Consider the following 21297-nt stretch of genomic DNA (forward strand, 5'->3'; position numbering starts at 1 on the left):
CAATGTAGCACTATAATGGACTGCTAAAGAGAGCCATATTTTTATGAAAAAAGCAGACCATAAAGGATCGTTCACCTGTGCCACGCTACCAGCAAATCGCCCGTCAGTTAAAAAACGCCATTGAGCATGGCGAACTCAAGGCCGGGGCGCGTTTGCCGTCCAGCCGGACCTGGTCGCAAGAGTTAGGCGTTTCACGCTCGACGGTCGAAAACGCGTACGGCGAGCTGGTGGCGCAAGGCTGGCTGGAGCGGCGCGGGCAGGCCGGTACGTTTGTCAGCGGGCATGTACGTCCAGAAAAAACGGTCGCTACGCCTGCCGTTTTCGCCGGAGAAAGCCAGACGCCCGATCCATTTCAAATGGGATTGCCTGCGCTGGATCTTTTCCCGCGTGAGATTTGGGCGCGGGTGATGGGGCGTCGCCTGCGTACGCAGACCCGTTTTGATCTCGCGTTGGGCGACGTCTGCGGCGAAGCGATTTTGCGCGAGGCCATTGTCGATTATCTGCGGGTGTCGCGCAGTATTGAATGCCTGCCGGAACAGGTGTTTATCACTTCCGGCTATGCGTCCTCAATGACCCTTATCCTGCGCGCGCTGGCGAAACCTGGAGAAGGCATGTGGGTTGAAGATCCCGGGTTTCCCCTTATTCGCCCGGTGATTGCCCAGGAAAATGTCGGGCTGATGCCGGTTCCGGTCGATGATCATGGACTGAATGTGGCGGCAGGCATTCACGATTACCCGCAGGCGCGTTTTGTGTTGTTAACGCCGGCCCACCAAAGCCCGCTCGGCGTGGCGCTCTCTTTAACCCGTCGCCGCCAGTTACTTGAATGGGCGGCGAGCGCGCAGGCATGGATTATCGAAGACGATTATGACAGTGAATTTCGTTACCACGGCAAGCCGCTTCCGCCGCTGAAAAGCCTCGATGCGCCGCAGCGGGTGATCTATGCCGGAACGTTCAGCAAGTCGCTGTTTCCGGCGCTGCGTACCGCATGGCTGGTGGTTCCGCTTAATCAGGCGGCGCGTTTTCGTCAACTGGCGGGGCTGATGGCCTGTAGCGTGCCGGTGTTGTGGCAGCAGACGCTGGCGGATTTTATCCGCGATGGTCATTTCTGGCGGCATTTGAAAAAGATGCGCCAGCATTACGCCAGGCGACGGCTTTGGATGGAAGAGGCGCTGCGTGAGCAGGGATTCGCCGTTGTCCCACAGGAAGGCGGTATTCAGCTGGTTGTTGCGGTGGATGCTGATGACCGGTTGCTGACGGCGAAAGCCAATCAGGCCGGATTAGCGGTGCAGGCATTGAGCCGCTGGCGGCTTCAGTCAGAAGGAAGGGGAGGACTGCTGCTGTCGTTTACCAACATCACTTCAGCGGAAATGGCAAAACAGGTCGCACGTCAGCTTCGGGAAGCCATAACCGACACGCCGTCGGCCGGATAAGACGCTTTGCGTCGCATCCGGCAAGATTCCCCGTTAACGGCGTAAACTTAACAGCGCCCCGACAACGATGCCGACAGCGGCGGCTGTCCCCATGCTGCACCAGGGTTTTTCTCGCACAAAGGTATCCGCGCATCCCACGGCATCACGCGCCGCCTGTTCTACTCGCGTGCGGCCATGCATACGGGCACGGGTTTCTTTCAGCAATGCCTGCGCTTTGCGCCGCGCGGTTTCCGCTTCATCTTTGGCATCGCTTCCCCATGATTTCAGCACGTCTTCAAGGGTATCGGCTAATTGACTGACATCGTTCTGAATATCCTGAACATTTTCATCGGCGTCTTTTCGGCTCGGTCGGTTAAACATATGATCCTCCATTGATTTCGATGTGAACTTCAGTGTAGTCCATATTTTTTATCTTCTGAGGCGCGTCACGGTATATTCGCGAGTTTATGGATTTTTCTGAAAGCGTTGCTAATGCTGGATCGGGTAAGGTAAGCCCGCAGTAAAGGATAACGAGGATAAAATATGTATTTACGACCCGATGAGGTGGCGCGCGTACTTGAAAAAGTGGGTTTTACCGTAGATGTGGTAACACAGAAAGCATACGGTTATCGACGTGGCGAAAATTATGTGTACGTTAATCGTGAAGCGCGTATGGGGCGTACCGCATTAGTGATTCATCCGACGCTAAAAGAACGCAGTTCTTCACTGGCAGAACCCGCTTCGGAAATTAAAACCTGCGATCATTATCATCAGTTCCCGCTTTATTTAGGCGGAGAAATTCACGAACATTACGGCATACCGCACGGCTTTAGTTCACGGATTGCGCTTGAGCGCTATTTGCATGGACTGTTTGGCGAAGCAAAACCAAATTCAAACTAACGAAGCGACTGGCCTTGCCAGTCGCGAAGAAAGCGGATCTCAGGCTTTGGCCTGGTGGTAGCTGCTGACTTTGAACAGGCGGCGGCAATAATCAAGGAAGTAGCCGTAAACCGCGCCCATCAGCATGGATATCACGATATTCGAACTGACTGCCGCTGTAATCTGGTGCCAGTCTGCGCCGACCGTCAACAAAATCGCGACATAAACCGGAGACTGGAAGGTGACGTAAGCCAGTACATCCGCCAGATTCTTCACCCAACTCGCCGGGCTCGCCTTACGCGCGACGCGCATAATCGCATCACGATACATTCCATAGGGCCACGCGATCAGAATATTGACCGGAATGGCGACCAGACGGGAAGACAGCGACTGTTCAAAGGTCATTCCAGAGAGGAATATCTCGATCAACATGTTCACGACAGAACAATAAACAACCATCGCGAACGTGTCTGCGACTGCATGACGCAAGCGTGACTGCGGTGAGAACATGTTAATGCTCCTTGTAAAAGGGTAAAAATCGCCATTGAACGTGTGGTTGTAGTGATTTAGCATAGTGCTTTCGCTAATGCATAGCGTATATCTCTATATAATAACTAGCAACTAGTGTAAAATTTTTATTTATTGCCTTTTTGTCGATAAAATACTCTGCCGGTGTCTGTTTTTTGTTCGTTTCGGGATTTTCGTTGTCCGCCGTGACTAATGTTTTCCGAATCAATGGCTTAACTTTTATTGTTTTTTTCGGCATTTTGCGCAAGCGAGGCGGGAGCGAAAGGGCATCGACGGCTGCTGTTGTGTACGCCGGGGAGGGGCCGCTTTTTTAATTTTGCAGGCGTGCGTTATTCTGGCTGATATATAACGGCGAAGGCGAATAAATATAAGCGGCGGTGTGCAGGCCGGATATTACTGTATATCCCACTCTCTGGAAATATAATCAATAATCGAATATACTTTCTGGCGTAATACTTGTTTTCCCCTGCGTTAAAAGGTTTTATTGTTATGACTTTGATGTTACAGAATTTAAATAATATCCGTACACTGCGCGCAATGGCCCGCGAATTCTCCATTGACGTTCTTGAAGAAATGCTCGAAAAATTCAGGGTTGTCACTAAAGAAAGACGCGAAGAAGAAGAAGAGCAACAGCGTCTGCGCGCTGAACAGCAAGAAAAGATTAATACCTTTCTGGAGATGATGAAAGCCGACGGCATCAAGCCAGAAGACTTATTAAATATGGGGGCGGCAACGCCGCGTTCAGGTAAAAAACGTCAGCCGCGCCCGGCGAAATATCGTTTTACCGATTTTGATGGTGAGACGAAAACATGGACCGGTCAGGGGCGCACGCCTAAGCCGATTGCCCAGGCGCTGGCGGTGGGGAAATCTCTGGATGATTTTCTGATCTAATTTCGCGGTATTTTGCCGGATGAGACGGTGCTTATCCGGCTGATATCAACCTGGTCAGTACAAACCACCCGGCCCGCCGGTGACTGCGGCGATTCTGGCGCTACCGCTTAATGTGTTCGCCGGTTCCAGGGCATCTTTTCGAGCAGTCGCGCCATGCCGCAGAAACCCGTGAATCCCGCCAGCATTAACCCGGCGCCAACAAAGCCGCTGATCAGGAAGAAACCGCTACTGACGGTGTAACCCAGCGCAACGCCCAGTAGAACCAGTCCTCCGGCGGCAATTTGCACCTGACGCATCAGCGGCAGCGGCTGAGACTTATCTTCCGCCACGGGCAGGCCCGCAGCTTTCCAGCCTTCGATTCCCCCCTCCAGCAGCCAGACTTCTGCGGGGGCGGCGACCGCCTGGAGCGCTGCGGCATTGCCGCTGGTACGCCTGCCGGACTGACAGTGAAAGATGATGCGTTCAGCCCGTAACGCCGCCGGAAAAGCGCCGTGCTCAAGCGTGGAGAGCGGCGCCAGCTGCGCGTCGGGAATATGTTCGCGCATGTATTCATCGGCGTCACGGATATCAATCAGCGTTGCCCCTTGTACTATCAGCGCCTGTGCTTCGCGCGGGGAAATCGTCCCGGTTGTCATGGTTTCTCCTGGTGGACAATACGGTGTATTTAGCAGCGTAAATCAGCTTCCTGGCAGCGTAAAGGGTGTAAATGAGGAATGTCTTGTTCGCCTTACAGTTTGCGCCAGCAATATGTCATGCCGTTTCCCTGTTAAGCCGCTTCCCTCTGCTACACTCTCTGGGTGTCTATTGTGTACAACCGAGGTAAATATGGGTCTCTTCAATTTTGTGAAAGATGCGGGTGAAAAGCTCTGGGATGCCGTAACCGGAAATCATGATAAAGATGATCTGGCGAAAAAGGTGCAGGAACACTTAAACAAAACCGGTATTCCTGACGCCGATAAAGTCAATGTGCAGGTGACGGACGGTAAAGCGACGGTAACAGGCGACGGTTTAAGTCAGGAAGCGAAAGAAAAAATCCTCATTGCGATCGGGAATATTTCCGGGATCGGCAGTGTGGAAGATCAGGTTAAAACGTCAGCGCCTGCGGCGGAGAGTCAATTTTATACGGTGAAATCAGGCGACACGTTGAGCGCTATTTCAAAACAGGTTTACGGTAATGCCAATCTGTACAACAAAATCTTTGAAGCGAATAAGCCGATGCTGAAAAGCCCGGATAAAATATATCCCGGGCAGGTTTTACGTATCCCGGAAGAGTAACCGGACTCAGCTCTGTTCCTGCTGAAGTTTACCGGCCATCGCCTGTTGAATAATCGGAATTGGCGTCAGTAAATGCTGGCGCATTAATTCGCTGGCGCGTGCGGCATCGCGCGCCAGAATAGCCTCCATAAGCGCCCGATGCTGAATATGTTTATCTTCGAGCATTTCAACGGACAGAACCGTTTTGCGCAGCCAGATAAAACGGTAGCGTGCCGCCAGATCGAAAAGTCGCTCGCGCATTTGCAGCAGATAATGTGAGCCGCAACCGGCAACAATAGCCGTATGAAATGCCTGATGGCGCTGATCCCACTCGTCCAGCATACGTTCGCTGGCATCGCTCGATTCCAGTTTGTTGAGCATATGCGCCCTGGCGAGAATATCGGCTTCCCACTCATCGCCGCCACGCGCAATAGCCAGTTGCACCAGCATGGCTTCCATATTGGCGCGGGCATCGAAAATATCGAGCAATTCCTGCTCCGACATTGACGCCACGCGATAGCCTTTCTGGTTCACCACCGTGACCAGCCGTTCCGCCACCAGTTGAGAAAGCGCTTCCCGCAACGGCCCCACGCCTAACTCATAGCGTGATGTTAACAGACTCATGCGCAGCTTCTCATCGGGCTGATAAACGCCGCGAATAATATCGTTTTTGAGCCATCGGTATCCATCTATGGCCGTCGGTTGGGCAGAGGCGGTCATGGTACAACTCCTGAATAGCATTGGGCTGATATCCCGGCGCGCGCCGGGACACAGGTCTAACGCGTATTTTGCAACGGCGTTTTTTGCCACAATACCAGTTTTTTCCAGCGGGACATAATCGGCACGGTGCAAATGATCCCCAGTCCTAACAGCCCGGTAGAAATCACCTCCAGCTGTTGCGCCGGTCGGAATAGCATCACCACCAGCACAAAGCAGATAAAAGCGATAACCAGCCAGGTCAGCCACGGATAGAGCCACATTTTCAGCTTAATTTCGCTCCCTTCCGCCAGCAGGATTTTCCGCATTCTGAGCTGGGAAACCGCAATCACCAGGTAGACGAGCAGGGCGATCGCGCCGGAGCTGTCGATCAGGAATTTAAACACTTTCGCCGGGGCGTAATAATTTACCACCACCGTGAGAAATGCCGCCCCCGTGGATAACAGCACCGCCACATACGGCGTCCTGCTGCGGTTGAGTTTGCCCATAACGGCGGGCGCATCGCCACGACGGCTGAGGGAGTAGAGCATTCTCGACGCCGTATACAGCGCGGAATTCAGGCAACTGGTGACTGACAATAAAATCACGCAGTCCATGATCGCTTTGGCATAAGGAATATGCAGCAATTCCAGTACCGAACGGTAAGAACCAACGTCTTTGAGTCCCGGCATGTTCCACGGGATGAGCGCGACCACCACGAAAATAGAGCACAGGTAGAAGATTGAAATACGCCAGATCACCGAGTTGGTGGCGCGCACGATATGCTTATCCGGCGTGTCGGACTCGGCGGCGGCAATCGTGACAATCTCTGCGCCCATAAACGAGAACATGGTGATCAGCATCGCGCTCAGTACCGCGCCGAAGCCATTGGGCATAAAGCCGCCGTGATCCCACAGGCGTGAAACGCCGCTCACGTCTGCGTAGGGATAAAAGCCGCTAATTGCCGCCGCGCCCAGCGCGATAAACGCCAGAATGGCAATCACTTTGCACAGCGCCAGCCAGAATTCGAACTCGCCGTAATTTTTGACGCTCAGCAAATTACTGCCGGTTAATGCGATGGTGATCGCCAGAGAGAACAGCCAGATGGGGACGCCCGGTATCCATGAATGCAGGATGATGGCGGCAATATTGGCCTCCAGCGGGATAACCAGCACCCAGAACCACCAGTACAGCCAGCCGATGGTGTAGCCCGCCCAGGGGCCGATGGCTTTATCCGCATAGGTTGAGAAAGAGCCGGTATCCGGCGTGGCGACGGCCATTTCGGCCAGCATTCGCATAATCATAACGACCAGCAACCCGGCAAACAGGTAAGCCAGCAGTACCGCAGGCCCGGCTTGCGCAATCGCGACGCTGGAACCGACAAACAGACTGGCGCCAATGACGCCGGCGATAGACAGCATGGTGACGTGGCGGGATTTCAGTCCGCCACCTAAAGCATGTGATTCTGACAATTGCCCCATCTTCTTACCCCGTTATTGTTATTGAAGCTGTTGGCTGCTCTTGATGCGTAGGCCCGGTAAGCGGAGCGCCACCGGGCATCACAACATTGCCGGATGGCAGCGCAAGCGCCTTATCCGGCCTACAACGACCTAACCTTGCTTCGCCTCATCAAAACACTGAGCGATGATGTCCAGTCCTTGCTGAATTTGCGCTTCTTCGATAGTCAGCGGCACCAGAATGCGTAGCACGTTGTAGTACGGCCCGCAGGAGAGCAGGATCAGCCCTTTATCACGGGCGCGGGCGACGATGTCGGCGGTCAGCTTCGCGTCCGGTTTGCTGCGATCGCCATTTTCAAACAGCTCAATGGCGATCATCGCTCCCGGGCCGCGCACGTCGCCAATCTCGCGGTGCGTTTCAGCAATATTCAGCAGCCCTTTACGCAGGGTTTGCCCCAGGTCTTTGGCTTTTTGCAGCAGGTTTTCCTGCTCGAAAATGTTCAGTACCGCCAGCGCGGCGGCGCAGGCGAGAGGATTACCGGCGTAGGTGCCGCCCAGACCGCCCGGTGGGATGGCGTCCATCACATCGGCGCGACCGGTTACTCCCGCCAGCGGAAAGCCGCCGGCAATCGATTTGGCGAAGGTGGTGAGGTCCGGCGCGACGCCTGTCTGCTCCATCGCGAAAAGCGTACCGGTACGCCCCGCGCCGCTTTGCACTTCATCGGCAATGAGCATGATCCCGTGTTCGTCGCAGAGTGCGCGCAGACGCTGCATAAAAGCGGGCGAGGCCGCATAAAAACCGCCTTCTCCCTGTACCGGTTCAATGATGATGGCGGCAATATCTTCCGGCGCGGCATCGTTTTTAAAGATGCGCTGGATGCTGGCAATCGCGTCATCATCACTGATGCCGTGCAGGGCGCAAGGGTAGAGCGCGCGGTAAACGTGGCCTGGCATCAGCCCCATTCCGGCAGAGTAGGGATTGACTTTTCCGGTCAGCGATAGGGTGTAGTGGGTACGGCCATGATAAGCGCCGCTAAAAGCGATGGCGCCGCTACGCTTTGTCGCCGCACGGGCGATTTTCACCGCGTTTTCCACCGCTTCGGAACCGGTAGTCACCAGTAGGGTTTTCTTCGCGAAATCGCCTGGCACCTTCTGGTTCATGAGTTCGCACAGCTCCAGATACGGCTCGTAGGCGAGCACCTGAAAACAGGTATGCGACAGCTTTTTCAGTTGTGCTTCGACCGCCGAGACGATCTCCGGGTGCAGGTGCCCGGTATTCAACACCGCAATACCGCCTGCAAAATCGAGATACTCGCGGCCTTCTACATCCCAGACCCGGCAGTTTTCCGCGCGATCGGCAAAAATAGGGTGGATCTGTCCTACGCCGCGGGGGACGGCGTTACTGCGGCGATGCATTAATTCTTTATTGCTGCTCATCAGGTGTTCTCCAGTATTGTTTTTTTAAAGGCCGATACACATGTATTTGATTTCTAAATAATCTTCGATGCCGTACTTAGAACCTTCGCGGCCAAGACCGGAGGCTTTAATCCCGCCGAATGGCGCGACTTCGTTGGAGATAATGCCGGTGTTGATGCCGACAATGCCGTACTCCAGCGCTTCGCCGACGCGAAACACGCGGCTTAAATCGCGGGCGTAGAAATAGGCCGCCAGACCGAACTCGGTATCGTTCGCCTGCGCGATCGCGTCCGCTTCATCTTTAAAGCGGAATAGCGGGGCGAGGGGGCCAAACGTCTCTTCTTTAGCCACTTTCGCGTTATTGGGGACGTCCACCAGGATGGTGGGCTGGAAGAAGTTGCCGCCGAGCGCATGCGCCTTACCGCCGCAGAGCACTTTTGCGCCTTTCTCCAGCGCGTCGGCGATGTGCTCCTGCACTTTGGCTACCGCTTTTTCGTCAATCAGTGGCCCGGTGGTGACGTCCGCTTGCAGGCCATCGCCGAGATGCAGCTTGCTCACCGCCTGCTGGAGTTTTTCCGCAAAGCGGTCATACACGCCGTCCTGTACATACAGGCGGTTAGCGCAGACGCAGGTCTGCCCGGCATTGCGAAACTTAGAGGCCAGCGCGCCTTCTACGGCGTTATCCAGATCGGCGTCATCAAAGACGATGAACGGCGCGTTGCCGCCCAGCTCCAGAGACACCTTTTTGATGTCTTTCGCACACTGTTCCATCAGCTGACGGCCAATTTCGGTTGAGCCGGTAAACGACAGTTTGCGCACCAGCGGGTTGCTGGTCAGTTCATTGCCGACCGCTCCCGCAGAACCGGTGATGACGTTAAAGACGCCTGCGGGAACCCCGGCGCGGTTCGCCAGTTCAGCCAGCGCCAGGGCGGAAAACGGCGTCTGGCTGGCGGGTTTCAGAACCATCGTACAACCGGCCGCCAGCGCCGGGCCGGCTTTGCGGGTAATCATCGCCGAGGGGAAATTCCACGGCGTGATGGCGGCGGTGACGCCAATCGGCTGCTTGATAACGATCAGGCGCTTATCGGCCTGGTGGCCTGGAATCGTGTCGCCATAGATACGCTTACCCTCTTCGGCAAACCATTCAATAAAGGAGGCGGCATAGCTGATTTCTCCTTTTGCCTCCGCCAGCGGTTTCCCCTGTTCCAGCGTCATCAGGCGGGCGAGATCGTCCTGGTGCTCCATCATCAAATTGAACCAGCGACGCAGAATATTCGCCCGCGCTTTGGCGGTGAGCGCGCGCCAGGCGGGCAGCGCGCGGTTAGCGGCGTCAATGGCTTCACGGGTCTCTTCTGCCCCCATTTTCGGTACGCTGCCTAATGGCTGACCGTTCGCTGGGTTGGTTACGGCGATTGTGTCGCCGCTTCTGGCGTCGCGCCATTGCCCCTCGATAAACGCCTGCTGGCGGAACAAGGTGGGATCGTTAAGTTGCATGATTGCTTCCTGTCTTAAAAGGGTTAACGGGTGAATGCGGCGTTTAATGAGTCCACGCGACGCGCCGCACGTAGCGTGCGTCCGGGATGACTCTGGCTTGCCAGCAGCGTCTGCACTTTGCTGACGATATGCGCCCCGATGGGAATGGCTGATGTGGCCGCCGGAGAGGGCGCATTGCAGGTGTGAATGGATCGTGGCGTGGTAACAAACAGGAAATCGTCGATCAGCTTGCCATCCGGCGACACCGCCTGCGCCCGCACGCCCGCAGGCCACGGCTGCAAATCTTTTAAGGTCAGGCTGGGGCAATATTTTTGCACCAGCCGCAGATAGCCGCTTTTGCACAGTGAGTTCTTCATCTCGCCAAGCCCTGAGCGCAAATTGTTTTGCAGCACGCGGCGGATGCCGGACGAACCGAAAATTTCCAGCGTATCGGATAATGAAAAATCGCCTTTCCGGTAGCCTTCTCGTTTAAAAGCCAGCACGGCGTTAGGCCCGACGGTAACGCTGCCGTCGATCATCCGGGTGAGGTGGACGCCCAAAAACGGCATCGCCGGATCGGGAATGGGGTAGATCAAATGGTTAACGATTTGATTATGCTGCGACGCCAGGCGGAAATATTCGCCACGGAACGGGCAGATGATAAAACCGGGATCGACCCCCAGCATTTTAACCAGCCGGTCGGCCATCAGCCCGGAACAGCTAATCAGGGTTGAGGCTTCGTATATCTGCCCGCCCCGGGTTGTGATCACCACGCCCGCTGCATGTTCCTTCAGCGCGCTGACCTCCGCGTTGTAGACAATCTCACCGCCTTTGGCCTGGAAGATTTTCGCCATCGCCGCCGTCACGTCCCGGTAGCTGACAATTCCGCTGGAGGGAACAAAAATCCCGCCCAGACCGGTAATGTTCGGCTCCCGCTCCCGCAGTTCCGCCGTGCTTAACCACTCGCGTTCCAGGCCGTTTGCCGCCGTGCGATCCCACAGCGCCCGCATCCGTATCATTTCCAGTTCGGATGTCGCCACCAGCATTTTTCCGCAGGTGTCGTAGCGAATGCCGTTTTGATCGCAAAAGGCTTTGGTGGCGCGATTTCCGGCGAGGCAAAACTGCGCTTTGAGGCTACCGGGAGTGTAGTAGACCCCGGCATGGATCACGCCGCTGTTGTGACCCGTCTGATGACAGGCCGGTTCGGACTCTTTTTCCAGCAGGGCGATGCTGGCGTCTGGATACACATCAATAAGCTGCATGGCGGTCGACATGCCGATAATGCCGCCGCCAATAATCACAAAATCATACATCCGCTTAATTCCTTCGTCTGACCGCGCTTATTGATGAGTCTGGTAGCAACGGGTGGAATAAGCGAAATAACCGCGCTGGCGCATCAGTTCACGGCGCAGATCCGGGTGTGGCGTAAAACGATCGCGCCCGTGCAGCCAGAACAGGTTGTTAATCAACAGGAATTTACCGACCGGCACCGGAACAGAGAGGATGTTTTTGCTGGTTTCCAGCGCATCGGAGAGATCGCTGAGCCAGACGCCCTCTTCAAAATCTTTTGGCTGGACGAACTGGTCGATATAGCGCATGACCGGGCGCCCCTGCTGGTCAACGTCAAATACCGGATGATAAACATCGTGGCTGACGTTTTTGCTCGGCGGCGCGGCAAAACGCATGGAGCGACGCGCCAGCGGGTGGCTGAAAAAGCGCTCCAGATGCTCCCAGTCATCGAGGTGTAGTAACAGTGAGTTTCCGCCCGCCATATTTTGTTCGTCGATTTTCATCATCAGCACGTAGTCGGTAACTTCCTCAACGTAGGTGCCGTCGTTATGCAGCTCCATCACGCGGTGCGGTTGTCGCAGGTAGCTGTCTGAATTATCGACGTTCTTCACCACAAAGCGCGCGTAGTACTGGCCGCTCATCGCATCGTAATTAGAGCGCCCGATAAGGTGCGCCACCGCCGTCGCCAGCTTGACCATCTCGTCAGCCTGTTCTACGTTGTCGATCCCTTCGGCGTTGATCAGCAGTGCGCCTTCGGCGCGATCCAGCAGCGTTTTAATAAGCAGCGGCTGTAGCTGGTTGCCACATAAGGCGTCGAGGATCTGACCGACCTTAAAACGTAAAAAGGATTTGTATTCCAGCGCCTGTACCGGCCACTGTTCCACCTGCTGCAAAAATTGCGCCGTCGTTTTTGCGCTAAAGGTCAGCTCCAGCAGACGCGGCGACTGTACGGAAGGGGTGAAGGTAAATCCGGCGTCGCTGCGGGTGACACTATCAGCATTTGTTTTTACGGCGGTCAGTGCATTCATCAGAATCGATCCTCTCAGTAAATGGTCAGGGAGACATGGCGATGCTCATTTCGTAGCCATAAACTAAAAATATCTACATTTTTTATAAACGCATACAAAACTGACGATTTGTTTAATTTTTGTGATCAAAAACAACAAATATTTAACATTATAAATATCGGGGATTAAGAAATGAGACAGGATTTACATCCGCAATCTAAACTGATTCTGTTTGTGAAATAGCAGATGAGCGGGAGACAGGGATTAAGCCATTGATAAAAAATCTATTCCGACGCCTTAAATGGATGAGTGCCGGACTGGCATCGCTCATCAGGCATGTGGCGTTGACGCTGCTTGTGGTTCTGATCGTTTTTCTTGGCGTGCGGGTTTACCAGACAGAAAGCGGGCCCGATCTTCATCTCTGGCATACCTGGACCGGTAGCGAAATGTCTGCCAACGCGCTGGACAAGGCCACTTTTTCGCAGTACCTGGCGCGGGAAGAGACGCTGTTTAGCCATCTGAAAACCGGGGTGACGGATAAGCTGAAGCCGGATGAGCAGACGCCCATCAACCGTTTTTACCATAACAGCCGGGTCTGGCCGCCGCAGTTTTCGCCCAACGGCAATCGCTCGTACGTACTCATGCCGCAGGGGAAACCGCGTGGTGTCGCTGTGTTACTGCATGGCTTAACGGATTCGCCCTACAGCATGAAATACGTTGCTAAGGATTATCAGCAGCGTGGCTTTATCGCCGTTGTGCCGCGTTTGCCTGGGCACGGCACCGCTCCCGGTGCGTTAACGGCGGTGGAGTGGGAACAGTGGCTTGCCGCCTCGCGGCTGGCGGTTCGGGAAGCGACGCGGCTTGCGGGGCGAGATGTGCCATTGCATCTGGTGGGCTACTCAAACGGCGGGGCGCTGGCGCTCAAGTACACGCTGGACGCGCTGGAAGACAACACGTTGCGGCGTCCTCAGCAGCTTATCCTGCTGTCGCCGATGATCGGCGTGACGGCATTTGCTCGTTTTGCCGGACTGGCGGGTTTGCCTGCGCTCTTTCCAGCGTTTGCCAAAGCGGCGTGGTTGAACGTCACGCCAGAATATAATCCGTTCAAATATAACTCGTTTCCGGTTAACGCCGCGCGTCAGTCTTATCTGCTGACAAAAGCATTACAACAGCAGATTTCGCGGGATGCGCGAAGCTCCCGCCTTAACGAACTGCCGCCGGTGTTGACCTTCCAGTCAATTATGGATTCCACGGTGAGCACCCGTGCGGTGGTGGATTCGTTTTATCGCTGGCTGGGCAATAACGGCAGTGAACTGGTGTTGTTCGATATCAATCAGGCCGCCAGCCTGCGTCCGCTGTTGCGCACCTCATCGTATACCGCCATTACTCAGTTGTTACCGCCTGCGCCGCGCAACTATCGCACGACAATTATCACGAATGCGACGCCGGAAACGCTGAACGCCGTGGCGCGCGATACCCCGGCCGGGGAGCATGTGGAGCAGGTTCAGCCGTTGCCGTTGGCCTGGCCGCAGGAGATGTATTCGCTGTCGCATGTGGCGGTGCCGTTTCCGCTCAGTGATTCGCTGTATGGTCTGCAACCGGACGAACTGAACCGCTATGGAATCAGTATCGGGACTATCGCGCTGCGCGGGGAAACGTCCACGCTGGCGGTGGGGCTGGATACGCTGATGCGCGTGACGTCGAATCCTTTCTTCCCGTATATGCTACAGCGGATTGAGGCGCGACAGTGATGATTGCCGGATGGCGCAACACCATCCGGCAATCCGTTAGCCGATATCCACCTGTGGCTTATTGTTGCGTTTGCGGAGCAGGCGCAGCAGCGGCGGGATGATAATCACCGCTATCGCCATCGTCAGCAGCGCTTTCGTCACACCGCTCTCCCACAAAATCGCCATATTGCCGTTGCTGATAGAGAGCGCGCGGCGCAGGTTCTGCTCCAGCATTTCGCCCAGCACAAAGCCGAGGATCAGCGGCGACATGGGGAAGTGCATTTTGCGCAGAATGTAGCCCAGTATGCCGAGCGCCACCATCAGCACCAGATCGAACGTGGTGCTGTGTACCGCGTACACGCCGACCGCAGACACGGCGGCAATCGCCGGGACAAGGAACCACAGCGGGATGGTCAGCATACGGGTGAACATGCCAATCAGCGGGATGTTCATGACCAGCAGCATCACGTTGGCGATCAGCAGCGCGGCGATCAGCCCCCAGACGATATCCGGCTGTTCGGTGAACATCGCAGGCCCTGGCGTGATGTTATACAGCGTCAGCGCTCCCATCATTACCGCCGTGGTGCCGGAACCCGGAACGCCGAGCGTCAGCATGGGGATGAATGAACCGCAGGCCGACGCGTTGTTAGCGGCTTCCGGTGCCGCCACGCCACGGATATCGCCTTTACCGAAGCTGTCGCTGTTGCCGCTGATCTTCTTCTCGGTCATGTAGGTGATGGCGCTGGCGATGGTGGCGCCTGCGCCCGGCAGCACGCCGACGAAGAAGCCAATCACCGATGAGCGTAACGTTGCGCCTACGCACTGCGCCCCTTCTTTGGCGTTAAACAACATGCGCCCGGTTTTGCGTACCAGTTTCTGGCCGCTGCTGGTATGTTCCAGCATTAATAGAATTTCTGAGACAGAGAACAAACCGATCACCACCACGATGAACTGCACACCGTCGGAGAGATGTACGCTGTCAAAAGTAAAGCGATAAACCCCGGTGTTGGCGTCTACGCCGACGGTCGCCAGACCCAGACCGATCAGCGCTGCCAGAAATGATTTCAGTGGATTTTGCGCCATCATGCTGCCGAGGCAGGCGATGGCAAAGACCATCAGCGCAAAGTATTCCGCCGGGCCAAACGCCAGCGACCATTGCGCCAGCAACGGCGCGAACAGGATGATCCCGCCGATGGCGATAAGCGATCCAAAAAATGAACTGACCGCCGAGATGGAAAGCGCGACGCCGCCGCGCCCCTGTTGCGCCATCGGATAACCATCGAGCGCGGTCATGATAGCCGCCGCATCGCCGGGCACGTTGAGCAGAATCGACGAAATACGCCCGCCGTATTCACAGCCGATATAAACCGTAGCCAGCAGGATCAGCGCGGACTCCGCAGGCAGATGCAGGGCGAAAGCCAGCGGCAGTAAAATCGCCACGCCGTTAATCGGGCCAAGACCCGGCAGCAGGCCGACAATGGTGCCGACGAAGCAGCCGATCAGCGCGATCACCAGGTTTTCCGGCGTCATTGCCACCGCAAAACCCTGAGAAAGATATATCCAGGTATCCATCGTTTCTCCGTTAACTCAGCCAGGCGCCGAGAGGTAAGGTGACGTCAAGCAGACGGTCGAAGGCATACCACAGCAGGATGCCGAGAACCGCGCCGGAAATGCCCGCAGCCGGGATTGTTGCGCCGAACAGAATGCCGATGACCAGGGTGAGAATGGCGGTGGCAACCGGGAAGCCCAGCCACTCAAATCCCCAGGCGTACATCAGCAGGACAATCACCATCGTGAGCAGCTTTTGCAGCACATGGTGGTGAGGCCAGCTAACGGTATCGGGATGACGCAATAACAGCGCCAGCGCGCAGAGCGCCATCAGACCGATAATGCCCAGCGGAAACGGGCGAGGGCCGACCGGTTCGTAGCTGTATTCACTCTGAATCTGCCAGGCGATGAACAGCCCGGCAACGCAGAGCAACAGCCAGATACCTGCAAAAATACGATCGCTCATGATTGCCCCCAGGTTTATTTCGCGAGGCCGAAGGCTTTCGCCTGCTCGCGGTAATCGGCGACCTGCTTTTTGACGTAGTCGTCAAGCTGCTTTCCGGTCATGTCGAATGCAAACAGGCCGCGCAGCTCGCGCTGCTTTTTAAACTCGTCGGTCTGCTGGAGCTTTTTGAAGGTCTCTACCCACCACTGGTAGTCGGCATCGCTGACTTTTGGCCCCACGTAGAAGCCGCGAATGATCGGCCAGACCAGGTCGTATCCTTGCTCTTTGGCGGTCGGGACGTTGGCTAACTGACCCGGCAGGCGTTCTTCAGAAAATACCGCCAGCACGCGAATTTTATCGCCGCTCAGGTAAGGCACCATTTCACTGAGATCGCCGGAAACTACCTGCACATGGTTGCCCATCAGCGCAGTGACCGGCTCGCCGCCGCCTTCAAACGCCACGTAGCGCATCTTGTGCGGATCGACATTGGCCTTTTGCGCCAGCAGCGCCGACTTCATCCAGTCCTGGCTGCCAATCGATGCGCCAGCGCCAATCACCACGCTGTCAGGATTTTTCTCCATCGCGGCGAGCAGATCTTTTAGCGACTTCCACGGGGAGTCGGCGCGCACGGCGATCATGCCGTAATCAGTACCGGCGCTCGCCAGCCAGCGCACGTCATCCACGCCGTAACGACCAAATTTCCCCTGCGACAGATTAAGCAGCGAGCCGCCGGAGAAGGCGACGACCGTCCCCGGTTCGCCAGGACGCTGGGCGACGATAGCGTTATAGGCGACCGCGCCGACGCCGCCCGGCATGTAGGTGACGCGCATCGGTTTTTCGATAGCGCCGGTTTCCATCATGCTCACCTGAATCAGCTTACAGGTGAGATCAAACCCGCCGCCGGGTTTGGCCGGGGCGATACATTCAGTACGCGACGGCGCATCCTGCGCCAGTACAGCGGTGCTCATCAGTAAAACGCTGGCAGTAAGGGCACGAAGTAATTGTTTTTTCATTGTTTATCCTCACGCGGACGTCCGAGTTTTCAGATACGGAAGAAGATTTTTGTGATTATGTGAGCCGACATGTAGCAGTTCGGTTGCGTGATTGTTAAAACAATAACCTTTCAATTCCCTTTCAATGCGGCAGAAACTTTACAGGATGTGATATGCGTCTCTTATTAGCGGAAGATAACCGTGAACTGGCTCACTGGCTGGAAAAAGCGCTGGTGCAGAACGGTTTTGCCGTGGACTGCGTATTCGATGGCCAGGCGGCCGATCATCTTCTGCACACTGAGACCTATGCGCTGGCGGTGCTCGACATCAACATGCCGGGGCTGGACGGACTGGAAGTGGTGCAGCGCCTGCGCAAGCGTGGACAAACGCTGCCGGTGCTGCTGCTGACGGCGCGCAGCGCGGTGGCGGATCGGGTGAAAGGGCTGAACGTCGGAGCGGATGACTATCTGCCAAAACCGTTTGAGATTGAAGAACTTGATGCGCGGCTGCGGGCATTACTGCGGCGCAGCGCGGGTCAGGTGCAGGAGTTGCAGCAGCTTGGCGATCTGGCGTTTCACGATGAGGGTTACTTTTTGCTTCAGGCGCAGCCGCTGGCGCTGACCCCGCGTGAGCAGGCGTTGCTGACGGTATTGATGTACCGCAGAACGCGACCGGTGTCGCGCCAGCAGCTGTTTGAACAGATCTTCAGCCTGAGCGATGAGGTCAGCCCGGAGAGCATCGAACTCTATATCCATCGTCTGCGGAAAAAATTGCAGGGCAGTAACGTGCGGATCACCACCCTGCGTGGTCTGGGTTACGTGCTGGAGTGCGGCGATGAGGTGGGCTAAACCCCAGTCGCTGTACCTGCAACTGTTGTTGTTCCTCGGATTGCCGCTGGTGCTGCTGTGGGGGTTGTCGGCATTTAACAGCTACGTTAGCGCGCTACAGGCCGCGACGCAGGCCTACGACAGGACGCTGCTCTCTTCTGCGAGAACGGTGGCGGAACGGCTGGTAGTGCGCCACGACAAACTGGAGGTGAATGTCCCCTGGGTGGTGCTCGACAGCTTTGAACTCAACATGAACGATCGTCTCTATTACAAAGTCGTGGACCCGGGCGGCAAGGTGATCTCCGGTTATGACGATCTGCCCGCGATGCCGCCTTCCACCTCGCGAACCCGGCTCTACCCGGCGCTGGCGTGGTTTTATCACACCCAGTATCGCGGACAGGCGATCCGCGTGGCGCGTCTGCTCCAGCCGGTAAATGAAGGGGCGATATTCGGGATGGCGGAGATCTACGTTGCCGAGACGCTACAGTCCCGGCGCTATCTGGCCGGGCAACTGCTGTTCTCCTCATGGGTGTCGCAAGGGCTGCTGGTGCTGCTGACATTGATTCTCGTTGGCTGGCTGCTGCGACGCATTCTGAAGCCGATGCGCCAGCTCTCCTCGCTGATGGTGCGTCGTGAACCGGGCCTGCTGACACCCTTGCCGGAACTGCTGCCCTGGTCAGAGACCCGGCTGCTGATCGTCGCCTTTAACCGCTACATTGATCGCCTGCGCGCGCTGATCTCCCGTCAGGAACGCTTTAGCGCCGATGCGTCCCATCAATTAAAAACGCCGCTGGCCGTATTGAAAACGCAGGCAGCGGTGGCGTTAGCCAGTCAACAGCCGCAGCAGTGGCACGAAAGTTTGCGGGCGATGAGCGCAACGCTGGATAGCACGATTTTGCTGACGGAGCGGCTGTTGCAACTGTCGGCGGTGAAACGTAAAGAGCAGGGGGAGCGACAGTTCTTGCCGGTTAATCTGTATGAGGTGGTGCAGATGAGCTGTTTTAGCCGTCTGGCGCAGGCGCGCAGCAAGGCTATCGATCTGGGGTATGAAGGTGAGCAAGAGGCGGTGTGGATTGAAGGGGATGACGTTTTGCTCGGCGAGCTGTGCGCGAATTTGCTGGATAATGCGCTGAAATATACGCCGTCGCAGGGAACGGTAACGGCACGGCTATTGCGGGATGGCGAGGCTGTTGTGCTGGTGGTGGAAGACAATGGGCCAGGGATTGACGCTGAACAGATCCCGCAGGCGCTGATGCCGTTTCATCGGCTTGCTAACGTGGGGAATGAGAGCGGGGCGGGGATCGGTCTGGCGCTGGTTAACGACATCGCCCGCCTGCACCGTACCCATCCGCAACTGTCGCGCAGTGAAACGCTGGGCGGTCTGCGTGTGCGGGTGCGGTTTTTAACGACGGCGCAGTAAATAAAAACGTCATCACCGCAGACCGAATAAAGGGTGATTCGCGGGAATAAAAAAAGCCGCATTAGCGGCTTTTTTCTCATGTCAGGCAAAATTATTCGCTGACTTTTTTCTCAAGTTCTGCTGCGCCTTCTTTGGTTTTGTTCCAGCCTTTCTCAGCACCTTCTTTCGTGGCATTCCAGCCTTTTTCGGTGCCTTCTTTGGTCTTATTCCAGGCCTTCTGCGAGCCTTCGCTCACTTTACTGCTCAGGTTGTCGCTTTTACCTTCAGCGGCATGTTCAGATTTCAGTTTCAGCTCTTCACCCTGATTCTGCGCCTGGTGCAGTTTCTCTTTGGCGGTATTTGCGCTTTCGTGAGCGGCTGCAACGTCGTTATCGGTCGCGTGTGTGGTCGCAGCAAAAACAGGGGAAGCCAGCAGAAGTGCAGATAAGGCGATCATTGTTTTTTTCATAAGAACCTCGCTTAACGTTATCAGTTATATGCGTGGTTAAGCATGACACGGCAGAAAGGCGGTGGCTTTAGGAATAAACTGTAATTGAATCAATGAGGTCTGGCGGCGGGAGAGACGGGGGCTCCGTAGGGGGTTGTGAATATTGTAGAAACTGCCGTGATAAGCGGTCATATGGGTTGACAATCAGACAACGTTGATCTGGTAATCGGGAAGGTTGCGTGATAGGCTTTAACCGGAAAATTTGTGATTTTTTCACAAAAAAAGGAGTTATAAATGCTTATTGAATTTTCAGTGCAGAATTTTAAAGTTTTTAGCCAAAAACAAACTTTATCGATGGCTGCTAAAAAATCTTATAAAGAGCATCCAGAGACGACGGCAACAGCTGAGCATTTTGATGATCTGCTGATTAATAAGGTCGCAGTCATTTATGGTGCTAACGGCGCGGGCAAAAGTAGTTTTGTTGAAGCTTTAGATTTTCTGCAATCCTATATCCTTAGAGGGTTTGCTGATAGTTCACAGAATGATTCAATAAGAACGCGGTTTATCGACAGAGAAATACCTAAATTTATTTTTGATGAGGAACAGTTAACCGCGCCTACTGATTTTGAGATCAGTTTTATCGGCACGACTGGTGAACGATATCAGTATACGTTATCTATCGGTACAGACGCGATAGAAGCTGAAGGTTTATGGGTTTACTCAAAAAAAGGGGTAAGACCAAAGACGATTATCTCCAGAGTATATAATGCTGAAACCAATGAGTTCGAATACTACTGCCCATCGTTGCAGATAGATAAAAAAACGTATGAAGTGGCGATAGAAAAAGCCAATAATAGCAAACGCTCGCCATTCGTATCCATTCTGCATGCTTATGATGTCTCACAACTGGATGAGTTTATTAACTGGTTCAGAGGCGATTTAATTGTATCCAGTAATCGCAATGATGATGTTTTCCGAATGGCATCCAGATACTCTTTTTTAGACGATCTGGCTGATGGCGATGAACAGAAAAAAAATAAAATACTTGAGTTTTTAAACAAGTTTGATCTTTCTATTTCTGATATTTCGGTAACGAAAAAGAATGTGACGTTACCTGATGAGATGCCAGAAGAAATGAAAAAAATGATATTGAGCGATGTCGGTTTTCAAATTGTCTTAGAACATACGACGTCCAGCGGTATCAAGAAAAACATCCCTTATGAAAGGTTATCTTCGGGAACGAAGAAGTTATTCGATCTATCAGGCATTCTTTTACTGTGCTGTGAGGCCGGTGAAAAAAGCGTACTGGTTCTTGATGAGTTTGAATCATCGCTCCACCCTTATATCGTCAGAGCGATTTTTGAGTTAATGGTCAAACACTCTGAACGTCTTTTGCAGCTGATTCTCACAACGCATTCAAACGTTCTATTAGATACGGAAAAACTCGTCAGACGGGATCAAATATGGTTCCTGGAGAAAAATAGCGAGCTTGAAACCGTGCTTTATCCACTGAGCGATTTTGCCCCCAGGTTTGAGGACTCTATTATAAAAGGCTGGGATTTGGGTAAATTTGGTGGCGTTCCTTTTTTGGGGTGAATGATGGCCAGG

21 protein-coding genes are annotated in these 21297 nt (G+C 54.8%); 8 read left to right on the forward strand and 13 right to left on the reverse strand.

Annotated elements, in window-relative coordinates; translation table 11 throughout:
* The first annotated feature begins 77 nt into the window (after positions 1-77).
* Positions 78-1430 (forward strand): MocR-like pyridoxine biosynthesis transcription factor PdxR, encoded by a 1353-nt coding sequence (pdxR, locus tag OGV67_RS05040; RefSeq protein WP_115614492.1) that lies wholly within the window; start codon positions 78-80, stop codon positions 1428-1430.
* A gap of 33 nt (positions 1431-1463) precedes the next feature.
* Here pdxR and OGV67_RS05045 read toward each other — a convergent pair whose 3' ends face one another.
* On the reverse strand, positions 1464-1790 hold the full coding sequence (locus OGV67_RS05045; RefSeq protein WP_024130880.1) for an ElaB/YgaM/YqjD family protein: 327 nt from the start codon (positions 1788-1790) through the stop codon (positions 1464-1466).
* 162 nt (positions 1791-1952) lie between these two features.
* On the opposite strand from OGV67_RS05045, the gene OGV67_RS05050 reads away from it, so the two are divergent.
* The gene (locus tag OGV67_RS05050; protein ID WP_012134782.1) at positions 1953-2309 is read left to right on the forward strand and encodes a DUF2002 family protein; all 357 of its coding nucleotides are present in this window, start codon (positions 1953-1955) and stop codon (positions 2307-2309) included.
* Positions 2310-2348: 39 nt separating this feature from the next.
* On the opposite strand, the gene alaE is transcribed toward OGV67_RS05050, so the two are convergent.
* Positions 2349-2798, reverse strand: a complete 450-nt coding sequence (gene alaE, locus OGV67_RS05055; protein ID WP_024130879.1) for an L-alanine exporter AlaE — start codon at positions 2796-2798, stop codon at positions 2349-2351.
* 507 nt (positions 2799-3305) lie between these two features.
* On the opposite strand from alaE, the gene stpA reads away from it, so the two are divergent.
* Positions 3306-3707 carry a DNA-binding protein StpA gene (gene stpA, locus OGV67_RS05060; protein ID WP_110494886.1) on the forward strand — a complete coding sequence of 134 codons (402 nt, stop codon included), beginning with the start codon at positions 3306-3308 and terminating at the stop codon, positions 3705-3707.
* Positions 3708-3814: 107 nt separating this feature from the next.
* Here stpA and OGV67_RS05065 read toward each other — a convergent pair whose 3' ends face one another.
* Positions 3815-4342 (reverse strand): rhodanese family protein, encoded by a 528-nt coding sequence (locus OGV67_RS05065; RefSeq protein ID WP_115608925.1) that lies wholly within the window; start codon positions 4340-4342, stop codon positions 3815-3817.
* 190 nt (positions 4343-4532) lie between these two features.
* Between OGV67_RS05065 and lysM the strand changes: the two genes are divergently transcribed.
* Positions 4533-4982 (forward strand): peptidoglycan-binding protein LysM, encoded by a 450-nt coding sequence (gene lysM, locus OGV67_RS05070; protein ID WP_012134776.1) that lies wholly within the window; start codon positions 4533-4535, stop codon positions 4980-4982.
* 6 nt (positions 4983-4988) lie between these two features.
* On the opposite strand, the gene csiR is transcribed toward lysM, so the two are convergent.
* The 6 genes from csiR to glaH form a co-directional block, all read right to left on the reverse strand.
* Positions 4989-5681 carry a DNA-binding transcriptional regulator CsiR gene (gene csiR / locus OGV67_RS05075; protein WP_012134775.1) on the reverse strand — a complete coding sequence of 231 codons (693 nt, stop codon included), beginning with the start codon at positions 5679-5681 and terminating at the stop codon, positions 4989-4991.
* Between the two features lie 56 nt (positions 5682-5737).
* A complete protein-coding gene (gene gabP / locus OGV67_RS05080; RefSeq protein WP_115608926.1) occupies positions 5738-7138 on the reverse strand; it encodes a GABA permease in 1401 nt (466 codons plus the stop codon).
* Positions 7139-7267: 129 nt separating this feature from the next.
* Entirely contained in the window at positions 7268-8551 is a 1284-nt protein-coding gene (gene gabT, locus OGV67_RS05085) for a 4-aminobutyrate--2-oxoglutarate transaminase (RefSeq protein ID WP_012134773.1), read from the reverse strand.
* Positions 8552-8575: 24 nt separating this feature from the next.
* On the reverse strand, positions 8576-10024 hold the full coding sequence (gene gabD, locus OGV67_RS05090) for an NADP-dependent succinate-semialdehyde dehydrogenase (RefSeq protein WP_058667994.1): 1449 nt from the start codon (positions 10022-10024) through the stop codon (positions 8576-8578).
* 23 nt (positions 10025-10047) lie between these two features.
* Positions 10048-11316, reverse strand: a complete 1269-nt coding sequence (lhgD, locus tag OGV67_RS05095; RefSeq protein WP_200003626.1) for an L-2-hydroxyglutarate dehydrogenase — start codon at positions 11314-11316, stop codon at positions 10048-10050.
* A gap of 27 nt (positions 11317-11343) precedes the next feature.
* Complete coding sequence (gene glaH / locus OGV67_RS05100) at positions 11344-12321, reverse strand: glutarate dioxygenase GlaH (protein ID WP_115614493.1); 978 nt, start codon at positions 12319-12321, stop codon at positions 11344-11346.
* A gap of 254 nt (positions 12322-12575) precedes the next feature.
* Between glaH and OGV67_RS05105 the strand changes: the two genes are divergently transcribed.
* Positions 12576-14051, forward strand: a complete 1476-nt coding sequence (locus tag OGV67_RS05105) for an alpha/beta hydrolase (protein WP_258865983.1) — start codon at positions 12576-12578, stop codon at positions 14049-14051.
* Between the two features lie 36 nt (positions 14052-14087).
* On the opposite strand, the gene OGV67_RS05110 is transcribed toward OGV67_RS05105, so the two are convergent.
* The 3 genes from OGV67_RS05110 to OGV67_RS05120 are packed head-to-tail and all read right to left on the reverse strand — an operon-like array spanning position 14088 to position 17036.
* Entirely contained in the window at positions 14088-15602 is a 1515-nt protein-coding gene (locus tag OGV67_RS05110; RefSeq protein ID WP_012134767.1) for a tripartite tricarboxylate transporter permease, read from the reverse strand.
* A 10-nt stretch (positions 15603-15612) separates the two neighbouring features.
* Positions 15613-16047 (reverse strand): tripartite tricarboxylate transporter TctB family protein, encoded by a 435-nt coding sequence (locus OGV67_RS05115; RefSeq protein WP_160880288.1) that lies wholly within the window; start codon positions 16045-16047, stop codon positions 15613-15615.
* Between the two features lie 11 nt (positions 16048-16058).
* The gene (locus tag OGV67_RS05120) at positions 16059-17036 is read right to left on the reverse strand and encodes a Bug family tripartite tricarboxylate transporter substrate binding protein (RefSeq protein ID WP_049010221.1); all 978 of its coding nucleotides are present in this window, start codon (positions 17034-17036) and stop codon (positions 16059-16061) included.
* 152 nt (positions 17037-17188) lie between these two features.
* On the opposite strand from OGV67_RS05120, the gene tctD reads away from it, so the two are divergent.
* Complete coding sequence (gene tctD / locus OGV67_RS05125; RefSeq protein ID WP_058667992.1) at positions 17189-17863, forward strand: transcriptional regulator TctD; 675 nt, start codon at positions 17189-17191, stop codon at positions 17861-17863.
* On the forward strand, positions 17850-19262 hold the full coding sequence (locus OGV67_RS05130; protein ID WP_047461775.1) for a sensor histidine kinase: 1413 nt from the start codon (positions 17850-17852) through the stop codon (positions 19260-19262). The genes tctD and OGV67_RS05130 overlap by 14 nt, the downstream gene beginning before the upstream one ends.
* Before the next feature lie 91 nt (positions 19263-19353).
* Here OGV67_RS05130 and OGV67_RS05135 read toward each other — a convergent pair whose 3' ends face one another.
* Complete coding sequence (locus OGV67_RS05135) at positions 19354-19710, reverse strand: KPN_00521 family repetitive protein (protein ID WP_012134762.1); 357 nt, start codon at positions 19708-19710, stop codon at positions 19354-19356.
* Positions 19711-19983: 273 nt separating this feature from the next.
* Here OGV67_RS05135 and OGV67_RS05140 point away from each other — a divergent pair, with 273 nt between their 5' ends.
* The gene (locus OGV67_RS05140; protein ID WP_012134761.1) at positions 19984-21285 is read left to right on the forward strand and encodes an AAA family ATPase; all 1302 of its coding nucleotides are present in this window, start codon (positions 19984-19986) and stop codon (positions 21283-21285) included.
* The last annotated feature ends 12 nt before the right edge of the window (positions 21286-21297 follow it).

The organism is Citrobacter sp. CK188, from assembly GCF_030333525.1.
Lineage (GTDB): Bacteria > Pseudomonadota > Gammaproteobacteria > Enterobacterales > Enterobacteriaceae > Citrobacter_B > Citrobacter_B koseri.